Origin of the sequence: Brumimicrobium sp. (assembly GCF_048268645.1) — a bacterium.
GTDB classification, from domain to species: domain Bacteria; phylum Bacteroidota; class Bacteroidia; order Flavobacteriales_D; family Crocinitomicaceae; genus Brumimicrobium; species Brumimicrobium ulvae.
Genome location: NZ_JBLWVE010000010.1, coordinates 75,759 through 94,502, shown reverse-complemented (window position 1 = coordinate 94,502; position 18,744 = coordinate 75,759). Strand labels below are relative to the sequence as shown.

The window sequence follows — 18,744 nt, the reverse complement described above, 5'->3', positions numbered from 1 at the left end:
AAAGCGCGCACACATTCGAAATGTAAATCGAATTCACTACTTTTACCTTATACAGTAAAACACTAAACACAAAGTTAATTTTTTAATCACAATACTTCTACGATAGTGCACAAATATAATCGTCTTCTACGCATTACTGCTGTTATCATCTTTGTCGGATTCTTTTGGATCACGGCTGTGTTTCTTACTGTTTCTTTTCCAGTAAAGAATGAATCATTGAAGCAGTTTCTTCCTGATGAAGTTGAAGTAATTGTAAGTTTGAACACCGAACAGCTGATCAAAACATTTCTTTTTGATGCGCTATACAAAACAGAATTTAATTCAAAAGACATAAAGCAACTGGAAAAAGCTACGCAATCAAAGCGCAGTGAATCGAATGGCATTATGTATAACGGCGAGGTGGTTTTTTTCTACGATATCTGGAGAAATATTCCAATACAAGGATTGTTGTTCAACCTTTCAAACCACAAAGCTTTTCAAGATTTTTCTCCTGAAGGAAAGAACATCATTAAAGCCAGCAATGGTAAGCAGGGCATGATACTCACCCTGAAAAAAGATGCTGATGAAGAACTTATTCAATATGCACAATCTTTTGCTGATCGTTTTTCGAATAAAAAAGGGCATGGAGACTTGGTTCAATCTGAAATGATGCGCCTGAACTATAAGGGAAATAAGCACACTTATATCCAAGATTTAGAGCTCGACATTCAATTCAACAATGAAAAAGTCAGTTTAAATGGTGTGGGAAAGAAAAACCAAGGTCTCAATTTTTCTGTGGAAAAATACCACATGTTAAAAACACCAAACAGACCATTTCTAGAATTTCAATCAGGTAAACTTCCAGACAGTATTTATAAATTTTTCAAACTCATTTTCGACGAAGTCAACATCGACGTTCCTGAAGTAACTTCTCAACAAATGATGATTTACGGTTCTTCAATCCAAAATATTGATGGGTCGATTGCCTACTTGCCTAAATTGGATTGGATTTTACGTTTTGATACCATCGTCAACATCGATGACCAATTAAGCTCAATCGACTCTTCTACCTACAATATGCAGGTAATCAACAAGAAAGTCATCGAAATTGGAGGCATCCCATATTATTACAAACAGATTTCTGATCACGAAATTTTTATTGGAGTAACCGAATCTCCAGAAATTGAACTGCGCCAAACACAAATTCTGCCTTTTATGAAAGGAAATCCTTCTGTTGTATTAGAGGTAGAAGGGGAAGGAATAATTGCTCAAATTTTTAATGTTATGCCACAGGTAAAGTACACAAAGTTATTCATGGAAAACATCTCGTATTTTGACATTCACACCATCGATGGTAAGGATGATGACTTAATTATTGAAGGTAAAGTGAAACTAAAAGATGGTAAAATGATGACTGTTGAGCTGGTTAAGTTTGCCTTGATGTTTATGTAATTACATTTCCTTCATCAAGCTTCTAAAGTACGTTGGAGCATTAATCAATCGTGAACCATACCAAGTAAAGTATTCTCCATCAACAAGCATAATTTTAGCTTTAGGAAAGTAAGCTTGAAATTCTGCAAAATGTTTTTCTTTAAACGGATACGGTTCCGTACTTAAAAACACATAATCGAGGTCTTTTAAGTTTTCTAACTCTACAATGGGGTAACGTTCTTGGTCTCCCAAAATATTATTCATCCCTAAATGGTTATTCAATACATGATGAATAAAAGTATTTTGTCCAACTCCCATATAAGGATCTTTCCAAATAAAATAGGCGACCTTTGGAGCCTCCTCAAAAGGCACTAATGTGTTAAAATTACTTTGAATTTGCTGGACAATTTCTTCTCCTCGTTGAACAACCCTACATGCTTCACTAATCTGTTGAATCATCTCCAGACTGTCCGCTAGGTCATAAATATCACTCACCCAAACAGGGGCAATTTTGCGAAGAGCTTCAATGTCCTTTTTAGTGTTCTCTTCTTTATTTCCAATGATTAAATCAGGTTGTAGTTGAGTTACTTTTTCTAGGTTTACATCTTTGGTTCCTCCAATACGATTTTTAGAATAAAACCATTCTTCAGGGTGGATGCAAAACTTTGTGATTCCCACTACTCGATCGCCTAACCCAAGATCATAAAGCAATTCTGTTTGAGAAGGAACCAATGAGACAATTCTCATCGGTTCCTTTTCTAATCTAATTGTATTTCCTAATTGGTCTTTAAACATTGAAGTCTTAAGACATTGCGCTAATTACGTCATGTCTTGTTACAATATGGAACTTACCATTTTCTAACTCTACCAATACAGCTGGCACATCTTTGTTGATCAATTTAGAGAGCTCTTTGATGCTTGCATTAGGCTTCACCACAGGAAGTTTTGGTCCCATAATATTCCCTATAGCTTCGTCTTTGATTTGTTCGTTATCAACGATTTGATTAATCAAAGCTGTTTCATCAATCATTCCTACAAATTCTCCATCTTTAGTTACAGGAATTTGAGATATTTTAAAAGTTCTCATTTTCGCTACGGCATGAGAAACCAGTTCTTCAACACCTATAGTAACGAGAGGTTGGTCTTTATGATGTTCTAATAGATCTTCAGCTGACTGATGACCTTCTTCTAGAAATCCACGATCTCTCATCCAATCGTCATTGAACATTTTCCCAACATATCGACTTCCGTGGTCATGGAACAATACCACAACAACATCGTCTTTTTTAAACATGTCTTTCATTTGCAACAAGCCCTTAACAGCAGAACCTGCAGAGTTCCCCACAAAGATCCCTTCTTCTAAAGCGATTTTACGGGTATAAATAGCTGCATCTTTATCTGTTACTTTTTCAAAGTGATCAATAACATCAAAATCTACGTTTTTCGGTAGAATATCTTCTCCAATTCCTTCCGTGATGTAGGGATAAATTTCGTTTTCATCAAAGATTCCAGTCTCATGGTATTTTTTAAAAACTGAGCCATAAGTATCAATTCCTAAAATCTTGATGTCTGGATTTTTCTCCTTCAGGTATTTTCCAATTCCTGATACCGTTCCTCCAGTACCAACTCCAACAACAAAGTGAGTAATCTTCCCGTCTGTTTGTTCCCAAATTTCAGGACCAGTTTGTTCATAATGTGCTTGACGGTTTGATAAGTTATCGTATTGGTTAACATACCATGAATTTGGCGTTTCCTCTGCTAATCTTTTAGATACTGAATAATATGAACGTGGGTCTTCAGGCTCTACGTTGGTAGGACAAACGACAACTTCGGCACCTACTGCACGAAGAATATCCATCTTCTCTTTACTTTGCTTGTCACTCAACACACAAATTAATTTGTATCCTTTAATGATGGCTACTAAAGCAAGTCCCATTCCTGTGTTTCCAGATGTACCCTCAATGATTGTTCCTCCTGGCTTTAAAAGACCCGCTTTTTCTGCGTCCTCAACCATTTTTAAAGCCATTCTGTCTTTTACTGAGTTTCCTGGATTCGTAGTTTCAACTTTCGCCAATACAGTTGCTTCAACGTCTTTTGTGATTTTGTTCAATCTAACTAAAGGCGTATTCCCAATTGTTTCTAATATGTTGTTGTAAATTTTCATCTCATTAGTTTTTTGCAAAGATAAGAAGTCTTAGCTCAAGAAAAACTATTCTTAAGGAAATATAACAAAGTCAACACGATAAAGACTTTATAAAGAAGATTTTACTTGTACAACACAATTTTTTCAACGCGCATAAAATTTTCCTTTCCAATACGGACCATGTATACGCCATTTGAAAGTCCAGATTTATCAAATTTTGTTTTCAACTCGCCATTCACCACCGCTTTTTTGTGCGCTGAAATTTGCTTCCCGTTGATGTCAAATAAATCGACATAAAACTCTTTAGACGATGGAAGGTTCAATCCATTAACAATGATAGATTCATCATCTTGCATCAAAGTCAACGTTGGCTCCTTTACTTTATCTTTAGCATCAAGTGCTAATTGATTCTGAAGGTTAAATGAGAAAATTTTCGTCTTTCTTGATGAAGCATATCCAATATATTCTCCGGTATACCAAAATTCTTGACCATTTGGCGATAAAGACATGTGTGAATAATCTCCAAAACGATTGGCGGTTGTTTGATAACTCAAGCCTTTTTGCGCCCATGTTTCACTGAAGGTAAATTCTCCTAAAGGATCATCTGCGAATCTTCCCGTTGCTGCAAGTCCAGCATATTCTGTTGGACCTGAAACAGAGTAGCCCATTCCTATATGACCATTATAATCCATAGCTATACTTCCCAAGAATCGACTATTGCCATCATTGACTGAATAGGTTCCTTCTTGGTGAATTTCCCAATCCATATTGTCTGTATCTTGTCTCAATTCATACCAGCGAATTCCAGCGGTCATTTGTCCATCTAGATTAACGACTTTACACAGCAATACTGTGTTGTAACCTGGCCATTTTAAGTACTGTGCACGATAATTAAAAACAGAAGCTATCGCATCCAGTTTCTGACTCGTTCCTTTCTGTTCAATATCATCCCATGAATTGGTAAACACTGAATTGAATGGTGCAGTATTGATTTCTTGGTCCACCGTAATCGATGAATTGCTTGGCGTATCCCAATCGACTTCCATTTTTAATATCTTAATATGGTCGTTTTGTATTCCATTGCTCCAGGCATCATCTTGAAATAAGAACATACTGATTGGCGTACCATAAGGCGGTAAATCACCATCTGCATCAGCAGGTAAGACGCTTTTAAACCCATAACCAGAAAACAGGAAAGGTAAATCCAGAGAAATCATCGAAGCTGTTGGATCACCAACAAGCATTTTGTCACGTTCGAATGCAACTGCGGCTTTGCTACTCGTGTTTGAAGTCATGTAATATCCGTCTGACCAAACGGAGTACTTTGGGTAATCCGGAAAACTAGGGAAAGAAAATGCATACAAATGATATGCTCCTGTTGGATCGCTTGTTTCTGAAACAGCTAAAAGAATTTCATTTGAACCTGTTTGGAATTGCGTCACTACAAATCGTTCTGCATGTCTATCCCAAAGTACAATCGGATCTCCCGAATTAGAAGAACCAGGCCATAAATTACTCAACTGAATAATACCTGTTGCTGGGGTCCCGTCTAAATTGTATATTCGATAAGCAGTATTAACCGCCTGAACATAATAATCGTTACTTACTGCACCTGAAGGGTCTGGCGGAAAACCTCCATTCATTCCGTCAAAGTTTTGCAATAAATTTACTTCTCCATACATCTTGACAGCCATTCCTTTTCCTTTCATTAAAGGATCGTATTGAATGGGTAATGCTGTTGAATCCACATAACTTGGACGCACTCTATTCTTTCGTACTTTCGCCTCGTCATTGTAATAAATCATAGATGATTCATCGTGAATTTGAGGTAAATCACGCACTGGAGTTGATAAACCAAGGTATTTCCCTTGTGTTTTTTGAGCTTTTAAGGACTCACTTTCTTGTCCAAAAAGGAAAAGTGAACCCGATATAAACACTACTGTAATGATTGAATATAAGTTCTTCATTTTACAAATTTAGTGAAAAATAAGGTAAATTAAGTATGAGATTACTGGATGCATTGGAATGCTAAAACAAGTAAATACCGGCGACAAACTAATTATCAACACCTAGCATCTCAATCTGCTTTGCTGCATACGTTCCCCTCTATGAGAATCACCAAGAAAGTCGTCAACAATTGCATTAACTGTAAAAAACTGATTTCTCTTAAAGCACTAAAAAGTTTAAGCTATCAAAAAAGCCATCCTCAATGAGAATGGCCTTAAAAACATTTATTAACTAATTATGATTCAGTACTGATTGCATTCATCATTAATCACTGATAATTACTTCGCGTAGTTCACAGACCTTCTTTCACGGATCAAAGTAACTTTTACTTGACCAGGATAAGTCATTTCTGTTTGGATTTTTTGAGAGATTGCGAAGGAAAGTTCATCCGCTTTTAAATCTGATACTTTTTCACTTTCAACCATCACACGTAGCTCTCTACCTGCTTGAATAGCATAAGCTTTAATCACGCCATCGTAAGAAAGCGCATGATTTTCCAACTCTTTTATTCTATTGATATAAGATTCTACAACCTCACGACGTGCACCTGGACGAGCGCCAGAAATAGCATCTGCTATTTGAACAAGTGGCGCTATCATAGTATTCATTTCGATCTCGTCGTGGTGAGCACCAATAGCATTACAAACATCTGGTTTTTCACCAAACTTTTCGGCCATTTTCATTCCTAAAATTGCGTGTGGTAATTCTGGCTCATCTTCTGGTACTTTCCCAATATCATGCAACAGTCCCGCACGTTTCGCTAACTTCACATTCAATCCTAGCTCTGAAGCCATGATTGCACAAATGTTCGCTACCTCTCTACTGTGTTGTAGTAGGTTTTGTCCATATGAAGAACGATATTTCATTCGCCCTACCATCTTCAAAAGTTCAGGGTGTAATCCATGAATTCCTAAATCGATACAAGTACGGCGACCTGTTTCCGCGATTTCATCTTCTAAGGATTTTCTGGTTTTAGCAACAACCTCTTCAATACGTGCAGGGTGAATTCGTCCATCAGAAACCAATTGATGCATGGCCAATCTTGCGATTTCTCTTCTTACTGGGTCGAAACAAGATAACAAAATTGCCTCTGGCGTATCATCAACTACGATTTCAACACCTGTTGCAGATTCTAAAGCGCGAATATTACGTCCTTCACGTCCAATGATTCTACCCTTCACTTCATCTGAGTCGATATTGAACACAGAGACTGCATTCTCAACTGTTTGCTCGTGAGCGACACGTTGAATAGACTGAATAATGATTTTCTTAGCTTCTCTGTTGGCATTTAACTTGGCTTCATCAACAATGTCTTTAATGTGTGCCATAGCATCCGTACGTGCTTCATCCTTTAAAGCCTCCATCAATTGTTTCTTAGCTTCATCGACATCCATTCCAGATATACGAGACAACTCTAAAACACGCTTATCTTGCATTTTTTCTAACTCTTCTTGTTTGGTTAGATTCAATTGAATTTTTTCTTCTAAGGTTTTTTGTTTGGCATCGATTGCCTTTTCCTTGCGGTTTAAATCTTCAATTTTCTTAGATAAGCTCTTTTCTTTTGCTTTCGTTCTATCTTCTGCAGATTGGAGCTTACGTTCACGATCCTTAATCGTTTTCTCGTGGTTTTCTTTCAGGTTTAGGAACTTTTCCTTCGCCTGAATGATTTTGTCTTTTTTTATCGCTTCACCTTCATTTTCGGCTTCTTTGAGCATTTGCTCTTTTCTTTTTTTCAGTAGTACATTCAGTACAAAAACAGTAAGCAGAGCGCCAACGACCAACCCTATACCTACTCCTATTATTATTTCCATAGTTCTTAAAAATTAAAAATCCCACTACCTTGAGTGACGAAAGTGCCGCTCAAAATGTGGGAAACGTTTATGTAAAACAAGTTTATTAAACTATTCTTCAATACTGTGTGACAGCAACTGTAGTGCTGAAAGTACTTCACTCTTTAGTGCTTCTTCTTTATTTTCTGAAGAAGTTGTGTTTGAACGCGTTGCCAACTGTAATGAAGTCATCGCTAATAAATCTTGCATATCTTTTACGGCATAGCTCTCTTGAAGTTTCTGAACATTGGTATTGATTTCAGCAACAGCTTTGCGCACAACTTCCTCTTCACCCTCATTGATGGTGAGCGGATAATTACGACCTGCAATCACTATTTTAATTGACAATTTACCCATGTTTATACTTATGCTTTCAAGCGACCTATACAGTCATCTATTTCCCTTACTAGTGCATCTATTTGAGCTCCGTTGTCCTTTTGGCTGTTCACAACCAATTGACTTTGCTCTTGTTGATGCTTCAAAATGTCATATTTTTTCTGAAAATCTTGTACTTCTTGTTCGCGTTGACTTAATTTCTCATGCAACTGTCGAACTTCTGTCTTCAAAGAATCATTTTCAGTCCTAACATGCATCAATGCAGTACGCATTTTCGCGACTTTCATTTCAATTTCTGCTATGACTTTTTGAATCTCTTTCATTTTCTTATGACTATTTACAAATATAACACGAGAGAAGTTATAAAACAATTATTTGCTTCAATTCGTTTTTAAAAATCTTTTGTACTACTAATTTCAATACAAATAGTAGAGATATGATGACAATTCACGACAAGAGCTTAATGTTTTGGTATTTAACAGCTTGGAGTTTTAGCAGAATTATTGTCAAACGATTAATCTTACTAGAAGCGATTTGCAGCACATCGACTTTCCTTTTTAATCAAATAAAATTTAACGCAAATAAAAAAGGCAGTAGAAATCATCCTACTGCCTGATCTATTATTTTTTTTAAAAAAATCTACATGTTTCGGCGATATTGTCCACCAACATTAAACAATGCATTTGTAATCTGACCAAGAGAACAATACTTGCTCGCTTCCATCAATTTTTCAAACATATTTTCGTTGTTAATTGCTGCTTCTTGAAGAATAGCCAACCATTTTTCAGATTCTTTTGCGTGTAAGTTTTGGAGTTTCGCTAACATATCAATTTGATATTGTTTTTCCTCCTCAGTTGCACGAATTACTTCCTTAGGAACAATCGTTGGCGATCCTTTCGAACTCTTGAAAGTATTCACTCCAATGATAGGGAATTCACCAGTATGTTTCAATGTTTCATAGTGCAGTGATTCTTCTTGAATCTTAGAACGCTGATACATTGTTTCCATTGCTCCTAGCACCCCACCTCTTTCTGTAATTCTATCGAATTCTGTTAAAACAGCTTCTTCCACTAAGTCTGTTAATTCTTCAATAATGAAAGACCCTTGAATTGGATTTTCGTTTTTCGCCAATCCAAGTTCTTTATTAATAATCAACTGAATAGCCATTGCTCTACGCACAGAATCTTCTGTTGGTGTAGTAATCGCTTCGTCATAGGCATTCGTATGCAATGAATTACAATTGTCATAGATCGCATATAAAGCCTGAAGCGTTGTACGTATATCATTAAAATCAATTTCTTGAGCATGCAACGAACGTCCAGACGTTTGAATGTGGTATTTCAACATTTGAGCACGTTTATTCGCTCCATATTTTTCGCGCATTGCTTTGGCCCAAATTCTTCTGGCAACTCTTCCTATAACTGCATATTCTGGATCAATTCCGTTCGAGAAAAAGAAAGAGAGGTTAGGACCAAACTCATTAATGTCCATTCCTCGACTTAAATAATACTCAACGTATGTAAATCCATTTGAAAGCGTTAAGGCCAATTGTGTAATTGGATTGGCTCCCGCTTCAGAAATATGGTACCCTGAAATTGATACAGAATAGAAGTTACGCACTTTGTTTTCAATGAAATACTCTTGAACATCTCCCATTAAACGCAATGCAAACTCTGTCGAGAAAATACATGTGTTTTGTGCTTGGTCTTCCTTTAGAATATCTGCCTGAACAGTACCACGCACTACTGCTAATGTTTCTTTTTTGATTTTAGCATACACCTCTGCAGGTAAAACTTGATCTCCTGTTAACCCGAGTAGCATCAATCCTAATCCATCATTACCTTCTGGAAGTTCACCTTGATATTCAGGTTGCTTGGTTCCTTTAGCTTCAAAGATGGATTTGATCATTTGACGTACTTCATCCTCTAATCCGTTGGCTTTGATGTATTTTTCACATGCTTGATCAATTGCAGCATTCATAAAATACCCCAACAACATTGGCGCAGGACCATTAATGGTCATAGAAACCGATGTTTTTGGATCACTTAAGTCAAATCCAGAATACAGTTTTTTGGCATCATCTAAACAACAGATCGAAACCCCTGAGTTACCAATTTTACCATAAATATCTGGACGTGGAGCAGGGTCGTTTCCATACAAAGTTACCGAGTCAAAAGCAGTCGAAAGACGTTTTGCTGGCATTCCCAAACTTACATAGTGAAAACGTTTGTTTGTACGCTCTGGACCTCCTTCTCCAGCAAACATTCTTGTTGGATCTTCTCCTTCACGTTTGAACGGGAATAGTCCTGCTGTGTATGGAAATTCTCCAGGCACATTTTCTTGCAGCAACCACCTTAAAATATCTCCCCATGAAGAATATTTAGGCAAGGCTATTTTTGGAATTTGCAAATGTGAAAGCGACTCCGAATGGGTCTGTATCTTTAATTCTTTATCTCTTACTTTAAAAGTAAAAACAGGGTCTTTATACTTTTGTTTTTTCTCCTTCCAAGATTCAATCGCAATCCAATTGTGAGGATTCAAGTCCATTTTTATCTTTTCGAAAGATTCGGTCAGTTTTTTCACCAATCGATCTTTGTCGTCTAGCTCACTTTCTGAAATCGTTTCAATGGTTTTTTGAATTCCATAAAGTTGATCCGCAACTTTAACTTGTGCATCCACCCAGCGGTCATAATTACGGTTACTTTCCGAAATCTCAGACAAATAGCGTGTTCTTTCTGGTGGAATAACAAAAATCTTCTCAGACATTTCGTCTGTTATTTCAAAGGTCGATTCTAATTCCGTATCCGTTTTTTCCTTCAATGTTTCCAAAAGCACTTTGTACAATTGATTCATTCCTGGATCGTTAAATTGTGAAGCAATCGTTCCGAAAACAGGCATTGAGTCTACGGGTTCGTCAAAAAGAACATGATTTCTTTGGTATTGCTTACGCACATCTCTTAAGGCATCTAAGGCTCCTCTTTTATCGAATTTGTTGAGTGCTATTACATCAGCAAAATCGAGCATATCAATCTTCTCTAACTGAGTTGCAGCACCATATTCTGGTGTCATTACATATAAACTCACATCAGAATGGTCCATAATTTCAGTGTCAGACTGCCCAATCCCAGAGGTTTCCAAAATAATCAAATCATATTCTGCCGCTTTGAGCACTAAAAGTGCTTCTGAAACATACTTAGAAAGCGCTAAATTAGATTGTCTTGTGGCCAAAGAACGCATATAAACCCTATCGTTTGAGATAGAATTCATACGAATACGGTCTCCCAACAATGCTCCTCCGGTTTTTCTTTTAGAAGGGTCTACAGAAACTACCGCAATGTGTTTGTCTTCAAAATCAATCAAGAAACGACGCACCAATTCATCAACTAAGGATGATTTACCTGCACCACCTGTCCCTGTTATTCCTAAAACAGGAACATTTGATTTTTCTGCTAAAACATGCATTTCATCCAAAAGGGCTTTAGACTCTTCTGGATAATTTTCTGCAGCTGAAATCACCTTAGCGATATCTGCATTGTTTTTGTCCTTCAAGGTTTTTGGGTCAATTTTGACATCTTTCCCTACAGGAAAGTCGGATTTCTCAATTAAATCATTAATCATTCCTTGCAAGCCTAATTCACGACCATCATCTGGGTGATAAATTCGTGTAATTCCGTACTCTTGCAACTCTTTGATTTCTTCAGGTAGGATAGTTCCACCTCCTCCAGCAAATATTTTTATCTGTGGCGCCCCTCTTTCTTGGAGCAAATCGTACATATATTTCAAATATTCTGTATGCCCTCCTTGGTAGGAAGTCATTGCGATGGCTTGTACATCCTCTTGAATGGCACAATTCACTACCTCATCAACACTTCTATCGTGTCCAAGGTGAATCACTTCACAACCGGAAGCTTGAATGATTCTACGCATTACGTTAATCGCTGCATCATGGCCATCAAAAAGCGAAGCTGCAGTAACGATTCTAACTTTATTCTTTGTCTTATAAGGTATTATCTTCTCCATAATTTCAAAATGATGAATACCCGCAAATATAATGAGTTTAAGTTGAAATATAGCTGAATTTAACGGGTAATTTCATTCGTTTAGATAGGGCAAGCCCTTTCCATGAAAAGGCCGCTTAACTTAAAGTAAAAGAATTGAAAACATTTCTTGGTCCCTCAACCACACCCCCTGTATCAAACCTCATTCAAAATCAGCTTTTCTCGACTATTAAGGAAGCCACTGCTAACGATTAGAAATCATTAAACCAGCACCTTTAGAAATAAAATAATTAGATTTCAATATTAGTTGTATTTTTACCGATTATAAACAAATCACTACATGGAAGAAATCGATCAAGAGATTGACAATATTGAAGTTTTAGGAACAGAAAGAGTGCCCAACAATGTTGGTGTACTGGTTTTAGGAATACTTTCTATTATTCCGGGTTGCACATGCTATGGTTTGTTGGGGATAATATTAGCGACAATCTCTTTAGCGCTTGCCTCTGGAGCCAATAAATTAATTCGAGAAAATCCAGGGAAATACACAGAAAGCTCTATTCAATTGGTTAAAGCCGGAAAGATTTGTGCAATCATTGGACTTTCACTTTCTATCCTTTTCCTTCTGGTTATTATCGGATATATCGTTGTAGTTGGCACCCTTCTCTTTTCGATTCCTGGATTCCACGTTTAATCTAAATATAATATGGCTGTTGATGACCACTTAATGAGTTGTTCTTACAAATCCACCCTTGGAATTGAGTGTTTTGGTTGCGGAACGCAAAGGGCATTTTTAGCTTTGACCAGAGGGGATATCCTTGGCTCATTTATGTTTAATCCTGGAGTGATTTTGTTTTTACTCACCCTAATTGCATTTTTCATCGTTTATTTCCGCAAACCCAAATGGATTACACCTGTAATTACAATTGGCGCGTTGGCCACAGCATTTGGAATGATCGGAAATTTTGTATTTAAACTAATGACTTAACTACCTCATTCCAGGATTCATCACCTTGGTCTGGTGGCGAATTGATTCTTGATGAATAGCATCTAAGACAGAACGTAAAAAATCAATACTCAACTCTAACTCTTCAGCTTTAGCAAGTCTTTGTTCAATCACCTTTTTCCAATGTTCTGTTTGCAAAATAGTAATGTTTTTTTCACGTTTATAATCTCCTACTTCACGTGCAATTTGCATTCTTTGCTTCATCAATTCAAATAATTGATCATCAATTTCGGCTATTTTTTTTCTTTGTAATTCAATAAAATCGATGCCTTCTTCCTGAATTGAAGCTTTGCGGAGAATCAATTGATTCATCAATAATTTCAGTTGCTCAGGGGTTATTTGTTGTTGTGCATCCGACCAAGCCTTGTCAGGATTATTATGCGTTTCAATCATTAACCCTGCGAAATTCAAATCCATTGCTTTTTGGGCTACATTTAACAATCCATCTCTTCGACCTGAAATATGACTTGGATCGCAAATCAATGGAATTTCCGGCATTTCCTCCATTAATGCAATCGGAATCTCCCAATTGGGTACATTTCTATATTTAGGATGTTTATACACTGAAAAACCCCTATGAATAGCCACCAAATCGTTGATTCCCGCCTTTTGAAAACGTTCAAAAGCACCTACCCACAACATCAAATCTGGATTGATCGGGTTTTTAACCATTACCGTTATCTCAGTTCCCTGAATGGCATCAGCAATTTCTTGAACAGCAAAAGGATTTACTGTTGTTCTTGCGCCCAACCACAAAACATCAACTCCTGCAGACAAGGCCGCCTCAACATGTTTTGCATTGGCCACTTCAGTGGTTACAGGAATACCCACTTCTTTTCCTGCGTTGACCAACCATGGCAAACCTATAGCTCCCACCCCTTCAAAAGAATCAGGTCTTGTACGCGGTTTCCAAATTCCACCCCTCAGCAAAGCTGGTTGATGCTGTTCTGAAATAGATTTCGCTACCGCCATCACTTGGTCTTCGCTTTCAACACTGCATGGACCCGCAATTAAGAAGGGACGTCTATATTTCTTTAAGTTATTTTGTAAATCTAATTTCATATATTTCTTTCAACGCTTCCCCTTACAACAATTGCACGAAGAAAAAAGTTTACTGTTTTATTAATCCTTTGTGAACTGCTGTATCAACTTTTGCTAATTCCAGAGTAAATAGCAAGTGAAGCGATTCCTAAAAAGATGCCGTGCTTGTAATCGAACCCGGTCAGAACTACATCATAAATGGTAATACCAATCAAGCCTAGCGCGATGATAATTTGAAGTTTAGGATTCATACGGACTACCATTGAACATTTTGAAATTCACCATCTGACAACCTGAGCGTATCTGAAGTGTTGTTGTCTGAAACAAATTTAGCGTTAAAGAATCCTGACAATTCGTTCTTCACGTGGTCTACTTTTGCAAATACAGAATAACCATCCGCCAAAACAGAATGATTTTCAGCATTGTAAGTAGCTGAAGAATAAAGAACGTTCATTGGCCTACCCCCTAAAGAATCGCCTTGTCCCAGATTTACCTGAATATTGATTGAATCATTTTCAAAGCTAAGGATCCAATCGGGAGATTTAACCAAAGTAAAAGTAGCGAATGAAACAGGTTCTCCATTGACCTTCGTCGACAAAAATGAATTGACTACAGTGGGCTCAAAGTTACAAGGAGGGCAAACACCACCACAATCCATTTCTTCTTCTTTATCTGGACTAAATATTCCATCCGAACAAGATTGCTCTTCTTTTTTACAAGAAAACATCAAAAAACCAACAAAGATCAATAAGGTTAATTTTCCATTCATTATTTTCAGCGATTACTTTATTATATTTGCGTAAAACTCAAAAATACTGAAAATACCAACAACATACAAAACATTAAAAGGCACTTCCGAAGGTCAATACAAGGAAAAGGGTTCCAAATTTATAGGAATTGCAATAAACTGTGAAGACGAAGAAGAAGCGAAGCAACTTTTGGCAAAATGGAAAAATGAACACCATCAAGCCAGGCATTTATGCTGGGCCTATCGTTTCGGAATAAAAAAAGACCTTTTCCGCGCGAATGATGATGGAGAACCTAGCAACAGTGCTGGGGCACCCATTCTTGGACAAATTCAATCTTTTGACCTAACGAATGTTCTGATTGGTGTGGTGCGTTATTATGGTGGAACAAAACTCGGTGTTGGTGGATTAATCAACGCCTACAGAACCGCGGCCAAAGAAGCCATTGAAAATGGAAAAATCATTCAAGAAGTGGTGAAAGACCGTTTTGAATTGTTCTTTGATTATGCAGATATGGCTTTGATTATGGATGCCGTAAAAGAAAGTGACGCCAGTATAACAAAGCAGATTTTTGAAAACGACTGTTACTTAAAAATTGCAATAAAGATAGAATCTACAGAAGCTTTACTGGCTAAATTAGAAACCTTTGACTCATTAAAAATTAATAAAATTGGCACATTTTAATCCCGAATTATTAAAACAACTTATCGAAGTACGCGGTACTTCTGGAGATGAAGAAAATATAAAAAACTTCATTCTTGATTATATAGAAAAGAATAAGGCCAAGTGGAAAAGCGAGGTAGAAATCTATACAGGTGAGGGATTTCAAGATGCCATTGTTTTGGTCTTTGGACAGCCTAAAACTGCTGTTTTCGCCCATATCGACACAATAGGTTTTACCAGCGCTTACGAAAGTAATCTGATCAAAATAGGAGGACCTAAAACCATCGACGGAATGAAACTCGTTGGGAAAGACAGTCAAGGAGAGATAGAAACCGAATTGATGATTATCGAGGATGAAGAAGGAAACAAACAATTAAAATATGTTTTTGACAGAGACATAGACAGGGGAACAAACCTTTCATTTAAACCCAACTTTATCCTAACCGATCAATTCGTTCAAAGTCCATATTTAGACAACCGTCTCGGAGTTTTGAATGCCTTGACGATTGCAGAGGATCTCGAGAACGGAGCCATTGTATTCTCGACCTATGAAGAACATGGTGGTGGATCAGTAGGCTTCTTAGGACGTTTTTTATATGATAAATACAATTTACGTCAAGCTTTAATTTCTGACATCACTTGGGTAACCAATGGAGTGCAACATGATGGTGGCGTTGCCATCTCAATGAGGGACAAAGCCATTCCAAGAAGAAGTTACCTGAATCGCATCATTTCTATTGCCGAAAAACACAAGGTCAAATATCAATTAGAAGTTGAATCTGCAGGAGGAAGCGACGGTTCAATGTTACAAAACACAGACCTTCCATTCGATTGGTGCTTCATCGGAGCTCCTGAAGACAATGTACATTCTCCAAAAGAAAGGGTCTTTCTAAATGACATTGAGGAAATGATCAAACTCTACAAAGTTCTAATGAAGGAAATGAATTGATTATCAGCAAATCGGATTGATTTTAAAATCATTTAAAAAAACTAAGCATAGAGTTTTATCATATTTAGTATATAAAAACTATTTTTGAGAATTATTTCTGAAAATGTCGAAGATTTTTAGTCCCCTTATTTATTATGTTATTGTGATTCCAATATCGCACTTGCCTTTTGGGGTACTATACTTTATCTCTGACATTGTCTACTTTTTGCTTTATTACATTGTTGGTTACCGTAAAAAAGTCGTTCGAGAAAACCTTCAAAATTCATTTCCTGAACTTACAAGAGAAGAACGAGCAGCCATAGAAAAAAAGTTCTACAAGCACTTTGCTGACTTTTTGGTAGAAAGCACAAAATCATTAAGCATTTCAAACAAAGCCATTCAAGAAAGGTGCGCCTTAATTAACCCTGAAGAGGTTCATAAATATTATGACCAAGGAAAAGATGTCATTGTGCTTTGCGGTCATTATAACAATTGGGAATATTATGCTGTGGGTATTGCACAGCAGATGAAACACAAGACCATCGCTGCTTATCGTCCACTGAAGAATAAGTTTTTCGATCGAAAGATACTTAATTCTCGACAACGCTATGGCATGAAAATGTTGAGCATGCGCGAAATCCCTAGGTTTTTTGCTCAAAATGAAAAAACAACACCTATTTTAAGTGTTATGGTCAACGACCAATCTCCAGGCGATCCTAAATCGGCTTACTGGAACACTTTCTTAAATCAAGATACTGGCTGGATGAAAGGCGCTGAAAAGTTGGCCAAGAAATACGATCAAGTCATCTTATTTGGGGCCATCCGCAAAAAGAAAAGAGGTTTTTACGAAGTAAGCTTCTCTCCTATCAGCGAAGACATCAAAAAAGAAAGGGACGGTTTTGTATTGGATAAACACGCAGAGTATCTTGAAATGGTCATTCGCGAACATCCTCAATACTGGCTTTGGTCACACCGAAGATGGAAGCATAAAAAGCCAGACTTCTCATAAAATATTTGATATTTTATTCATACCCACTCAATTTCAGTTATATTTGAAGTTGAGACTAAAACTAAATGACTAAAATGAAAAACAAAAGTATAGCTTTCATAGCGATTGGAGCCCTTTTTTCTCTCTACTCATGTGCACCCGTATATAAATGTGGTGAAGAAAAACCTGCAGGAGGAATTCAAGGGAGTAACCGTTTATTAGACGTGGTTAACGAACGAGATGAACTTTGCGAAATCGTTGAGGTGAAAGACAAAGAAAATGCATACTTAATCAAAAACAATCAGCAACTAGGAATCACAAACGATAGTTTAGCAACAAGAAATCGTGAGCTAGTAGGCGAATACAACGAATTAGAAGGCAATTTCAATAAACTTCAAGACAAACACCAGACACTCCAAAAAGATCATTTGGAGTTAAGTGAGCGCTTCTCTGGCGCAATCACCAACAACTTAAATCAAGGTCACCTTTATGATGAACGCATAAAAGAAAAGGAACGTCGTTTAACTGAAAAAGAAAACGCCTTATTGGAACGCGAAAAAAGAATCAACGAGCTTGAAGCTGAAATAGCTAGACAAGACTCTATCGCTAAACGCTTAAATCAATTGCTAAAGGAAGCGTTGCTTGGATTTGATTCAAATGAACTTTCTATTGAAATAAAAAATGGTAAAGTTTACGTTTCAATGTCAGATAAACTCATGTTCCAATCAGGAAAAGCTGATGTACAATCTAAAGGAAAAGAAGCGCTAAAAGTATTGGCGGATGTACTAAAGAAAAATCCAGAGTTTCAAATTTTAGTAGAAGGACACACAGACAATGTGCCTATTAAAACTGCAACCTACAAAGACAACTGGGATTTAAGTGTTGCTCGTGCTACTTCCATGGTAAGGTTACTTCAAGAAACACATGATATAAGTGCGGAACGACTAACTGCATCTGGACGCGGAGAATACGAGCCAAAAGCAAGTAACTCTACAGCAACCGGAAGAGCAAAAAACAGAAGAACTGAAATTATATTATCGCCAGATTTAAGTGAAGTTATGAATTATTTAGGGAAGTAGGCTTCGTGAGCCTCAACCTGCTTTGAATTGTTATTCAAATAATATTTAAAGTAAATTTCACAAAAAATAGAGTAGTGAGAGAGCAGCAGAAATGTTGCTCTTTTTTATTTGACCATTTCTTGATAAGGGGGTATTTCTTCAAAATAGGAAATATCTCCTGTAGCTTGATCTACGAACGCAACAACTGTTTGTAAACCATTGGTCAAAATCAACCAATTTACACGGAGTTTGAAGTTATATTGAGCAATTTGGTGCAAGACAGTTTCTGTGAGTTTGATTTTAGGTGCTTTGCATTCAATTATTGCTACAGCCTTTCCTGTTCGATCGAAAACAACACCATCACACCTGCGCGTCATTTTGTTTACCTCAATGGCATATTCTGCAGCAATTAAAGGCTCAGGAACTGCTTTGTGCTGAATCAAAAAATGCAATACATGTTGTCGTACCCACTCTTCTGGAGTAAGCATCAACTTCTTCTTTCTAAAAATATCCCATACATAGATTTCCTCACCTTTTCTCGAAAGTTTTAATGGTGTCTTGGGGAAGTTTAGCGGCGTTAACATAAAACAA

Annotated in this window: 18 protein-coding genes; 7 read left to right on the top strand and 11 right to left on the bottom strand. The window is 37.0% G+C overall.

The window, feature by feature from the left end; genetic code table 11:
• Positions 1-105: 105 nt before the first annotated feature.
• Positions 106-1,431 carry a hypothetical protein gene (locus ACN0U3_RS09570; protein ID WP_417266038.1) on the top strand — a complete coding sequence of 442 codons (1,326 nt, stop codon included), beginning with the start codon at positions 106-108 and terminating at the stop codon, positions 1,429-1,431.
• Here the strand turns inward: ACN0U3_RS09570 and ACN0U3_RS09565 are convergent, their stop codons facing one another.
• The 7 genes from ACN0U3_RS09565 to ACN0U3_RS09535 form a co-directional block, all read right to left on the bottom strand.
• Positions 1,432-2,157: an ABC transporter substrate-binding protein gene (locus ACN0U3_RS09565; protein WP_417266037.1), complete on the bottom strand. Its 726-nt coding sequence runs from the start codon at positions 2,155-2,157 to the stop codon at positions 1,432-1,434. It abuts the gene before it with no gap.
• A 55-nt stretch (positions 2,158-2,212) separates the two neighbouring features.
• Complete coding sequence (locus tag ACN0U3_RS09560) at positions 2,213-3,574, bottom strand: pyridoxal-phosphate dependent enzyme (RefSeq protein WP_417266036.1); 1,362 nt, start codon at positions 3,572-3,574, stop codon at positions 2,213-2,215.
• Between the two features lie 101 nt (positions 3,575-3,675).
• Positions 3,676-5,520 (bottom strand): T9SS type A sorting domain-containing protein, encoded by a 1,845-nt coding sequence (locus tag ACN0U3_RS09555; RefSeq protein ID WP_417266035.1) that lies wholly within the window; start codon positions 5,518-5,520, stop codon positions 3,676-3,678.
• A 318-nt stretch (positions 5,521-5,838) separates the two neighbouring features.
• A complete protein-coding gene (gene rny / locus ACN0U3_RS09550; protein ID WP_299201214.1) occupies positions 5,839-7,371 on the bottom strand; it encodes a ribonuclease Y in 1,533 nt (510 codons plus the stop codon).
• Between the two features lie 90 nt (positions 7,372-7,461).
• Positions 7,462-7,746 carry a cell division protein ZapA gene (locus tag ACN0U3_RS09545; protein WP_417266034.1) on the bottom strand — a complete coding sequence of 95 codons (285 nt, stop codon included), beginning with the start codon at positions 7,744-7,746 and terminating at the stop codon, positions 7,462-7,464.
• Positions 7,747-7,754: 8 nt separating this feature from the next.
• On the bottom strand, positions 7,755-8,048 hold the full coding sequence (locus tag ACN0U3_RS09540) for a hypothetical protein (protein WP_417266033.1): 294 nt from the start codon (positions 8,046-8,048) through the stop codon (positions 7,755-7,757).
• Between the two features lie 316 nt (positions 8,049-8,364).
• Positions 8,365-11,745, bottom strand: coding sequence for a methylmalonyl-CoA mutase family protein (locus tag ACN0U3_RS09535; RefSeq protein ID WP_417266032.1), 3,381 nt, complete (start codon positions 11,743-11,745; stop codon positions 8,365-8,367).
• Positions 11,746-12,063: 318 nt separating this feature from the next.
• Here ACN0U3_RS09535 and ACN0U3_RS09530 point away from each other — a divergent pair, with 318 nt between their 5' ends.
• Together ACN0U3_RS09530 and ACN0U3_RS09525 are read left to right on the top strand one after the other, a co-directional pair.
• Complete coding sequence (locus ACN0U3_RS09530) at positions 12,064-12,417, top strand: CCC motif membrane protein (protein ID WP_417266031.1); 354 nt, start codon at positions 12,064-12,066, stop codon at positions 12,415-12,417.
• Positions 12,418-12,429: 12 nt separating this feature from the next.
• On the top strand, positions 12,430-12,711 hold the full coding sequence (locus tag ACN0U3_RS09525) for a DUF2752 domain-containing protein (RefSeq protein ID WP_417266030.1): 282 nt from the start codon (positions 12,430-12,432) through the stop codon (positions 12,709-12,711).
• Here ACN0U3_RS09525 and ACN0U3_RS09520 read toward each other — a convergent pair whose 3' ends face one another.
• The 3 genes from ACN0U3_RS09520 to ACN0U3_RS09510 form a co-directional block, all read right to left on the bottom strand.
• A complete protein-coding gene (locus ACN0U3_RS09520; protein WP_417266029.1) occupies positions 12,712-13,791 on the bottom strand; it encodes a chorismate mutase in 1,080 nt (359 codons plus the stop codon). It lies immediately after the preceding gene.
• Between the two features lie 83 nt (positions 13,792-13,874).
• The gene (locus ACN0U3_RS09515; protein WP_299201194.1) at positions 13,875-14,021 is read right to left on the bottom strand and encodes a hypothetical protein; all 147 of its coding nucleotides are present in this window, start codon (positions 14,019-14,021) and stop codon (positions 13,875-13,877) included.
• 5 nt (positions 14,022-14,026) lie between these two features.
• A complete protein-coding gene (locus ACN0U3_RS09510; protein WP_417266028.1) occupies positions 14,027-14,539 on the bottom strand; it encodes a hypothetical protein in 513 nt (170 codons plus the stop codon).
• Positions 14,540-14,582: 43 nt separating this feature from the next.
• Here ACN0U3_RS09510 and ACN0U3_RS09505 point away from each other — a divergent pair, with 43 nt between their 5' ends.
• From ACN0U3_RS09505 to ACN0U3_RS09490, 4 genes are all read left to right on the top strand, one after another.
• Positions 14,583-15,200: an IMPACT family protein gene (locus ACN0U3_RS09505; protein WP_367182425.1), complete on the top strand. Its 618-nt coding sequence runs from the start codon at positions 14,583-14,585 to the stop codon at positions 15,198-15,200.
• Positions 15,187-16,128, top strand: a complete 942-nt coding sequence (locus ACN0U3_RS09500; protein WP_417266027.1) for a M20/M25/M40 family metallo-hydrolase — start codon at positions 15,187-15,189, stop codon at positions 16,126-16,128. Before ACN0U3_RS09505 ends, ACN0U3_RS09500 begins: the two co-directional genes overlap by 14 nt.
• A 103-nt stretch (positions 16,129-16,231) precedes the next feature.
• Complete coding sequence (locus ACN0U3_RS09495; protein WP_299201185.1) at positions 16,232-17,116, top strand: lysophospholipid acyltransferase family protein; 885 nt, start codon at positions 16,232-16,234, stop codon at positions 17,114-17,116.
• A gap of 74 nt (positions 17,117-17,190) precedes the next feature.
• Positions 17,191-18,174, top strand: a complete 984-nt coding sequence (locus ACN0U3_RS09490) for an OmpA/MotB family protein (protein WP_299201182.1) — start codon at positions 17,191-17,193, stop codon at positions 18,172-18,174.
• 104 nt (positions 18,175-18,278) lie between these two features.
• Here ACN0U3_RS09490 and ACN0U3_RS09485 read toward each other — a convergent pair whose 3' ends face one another.
• Positions 18,279-18,737, bottom strand: a complete 459-nt coding sequence (locus ACN0U3_RS09485; RefSeq protein ID WP_417266026.1) for a type I restriction enzyme HsdR N-terminal domain-containing protein — start codon at positions 18,735-18,737, stop codon at positions 18,279-18,281.
• Between the last annotated feature and the right edge of the window lie 7 nt (positions 18,738-18,744).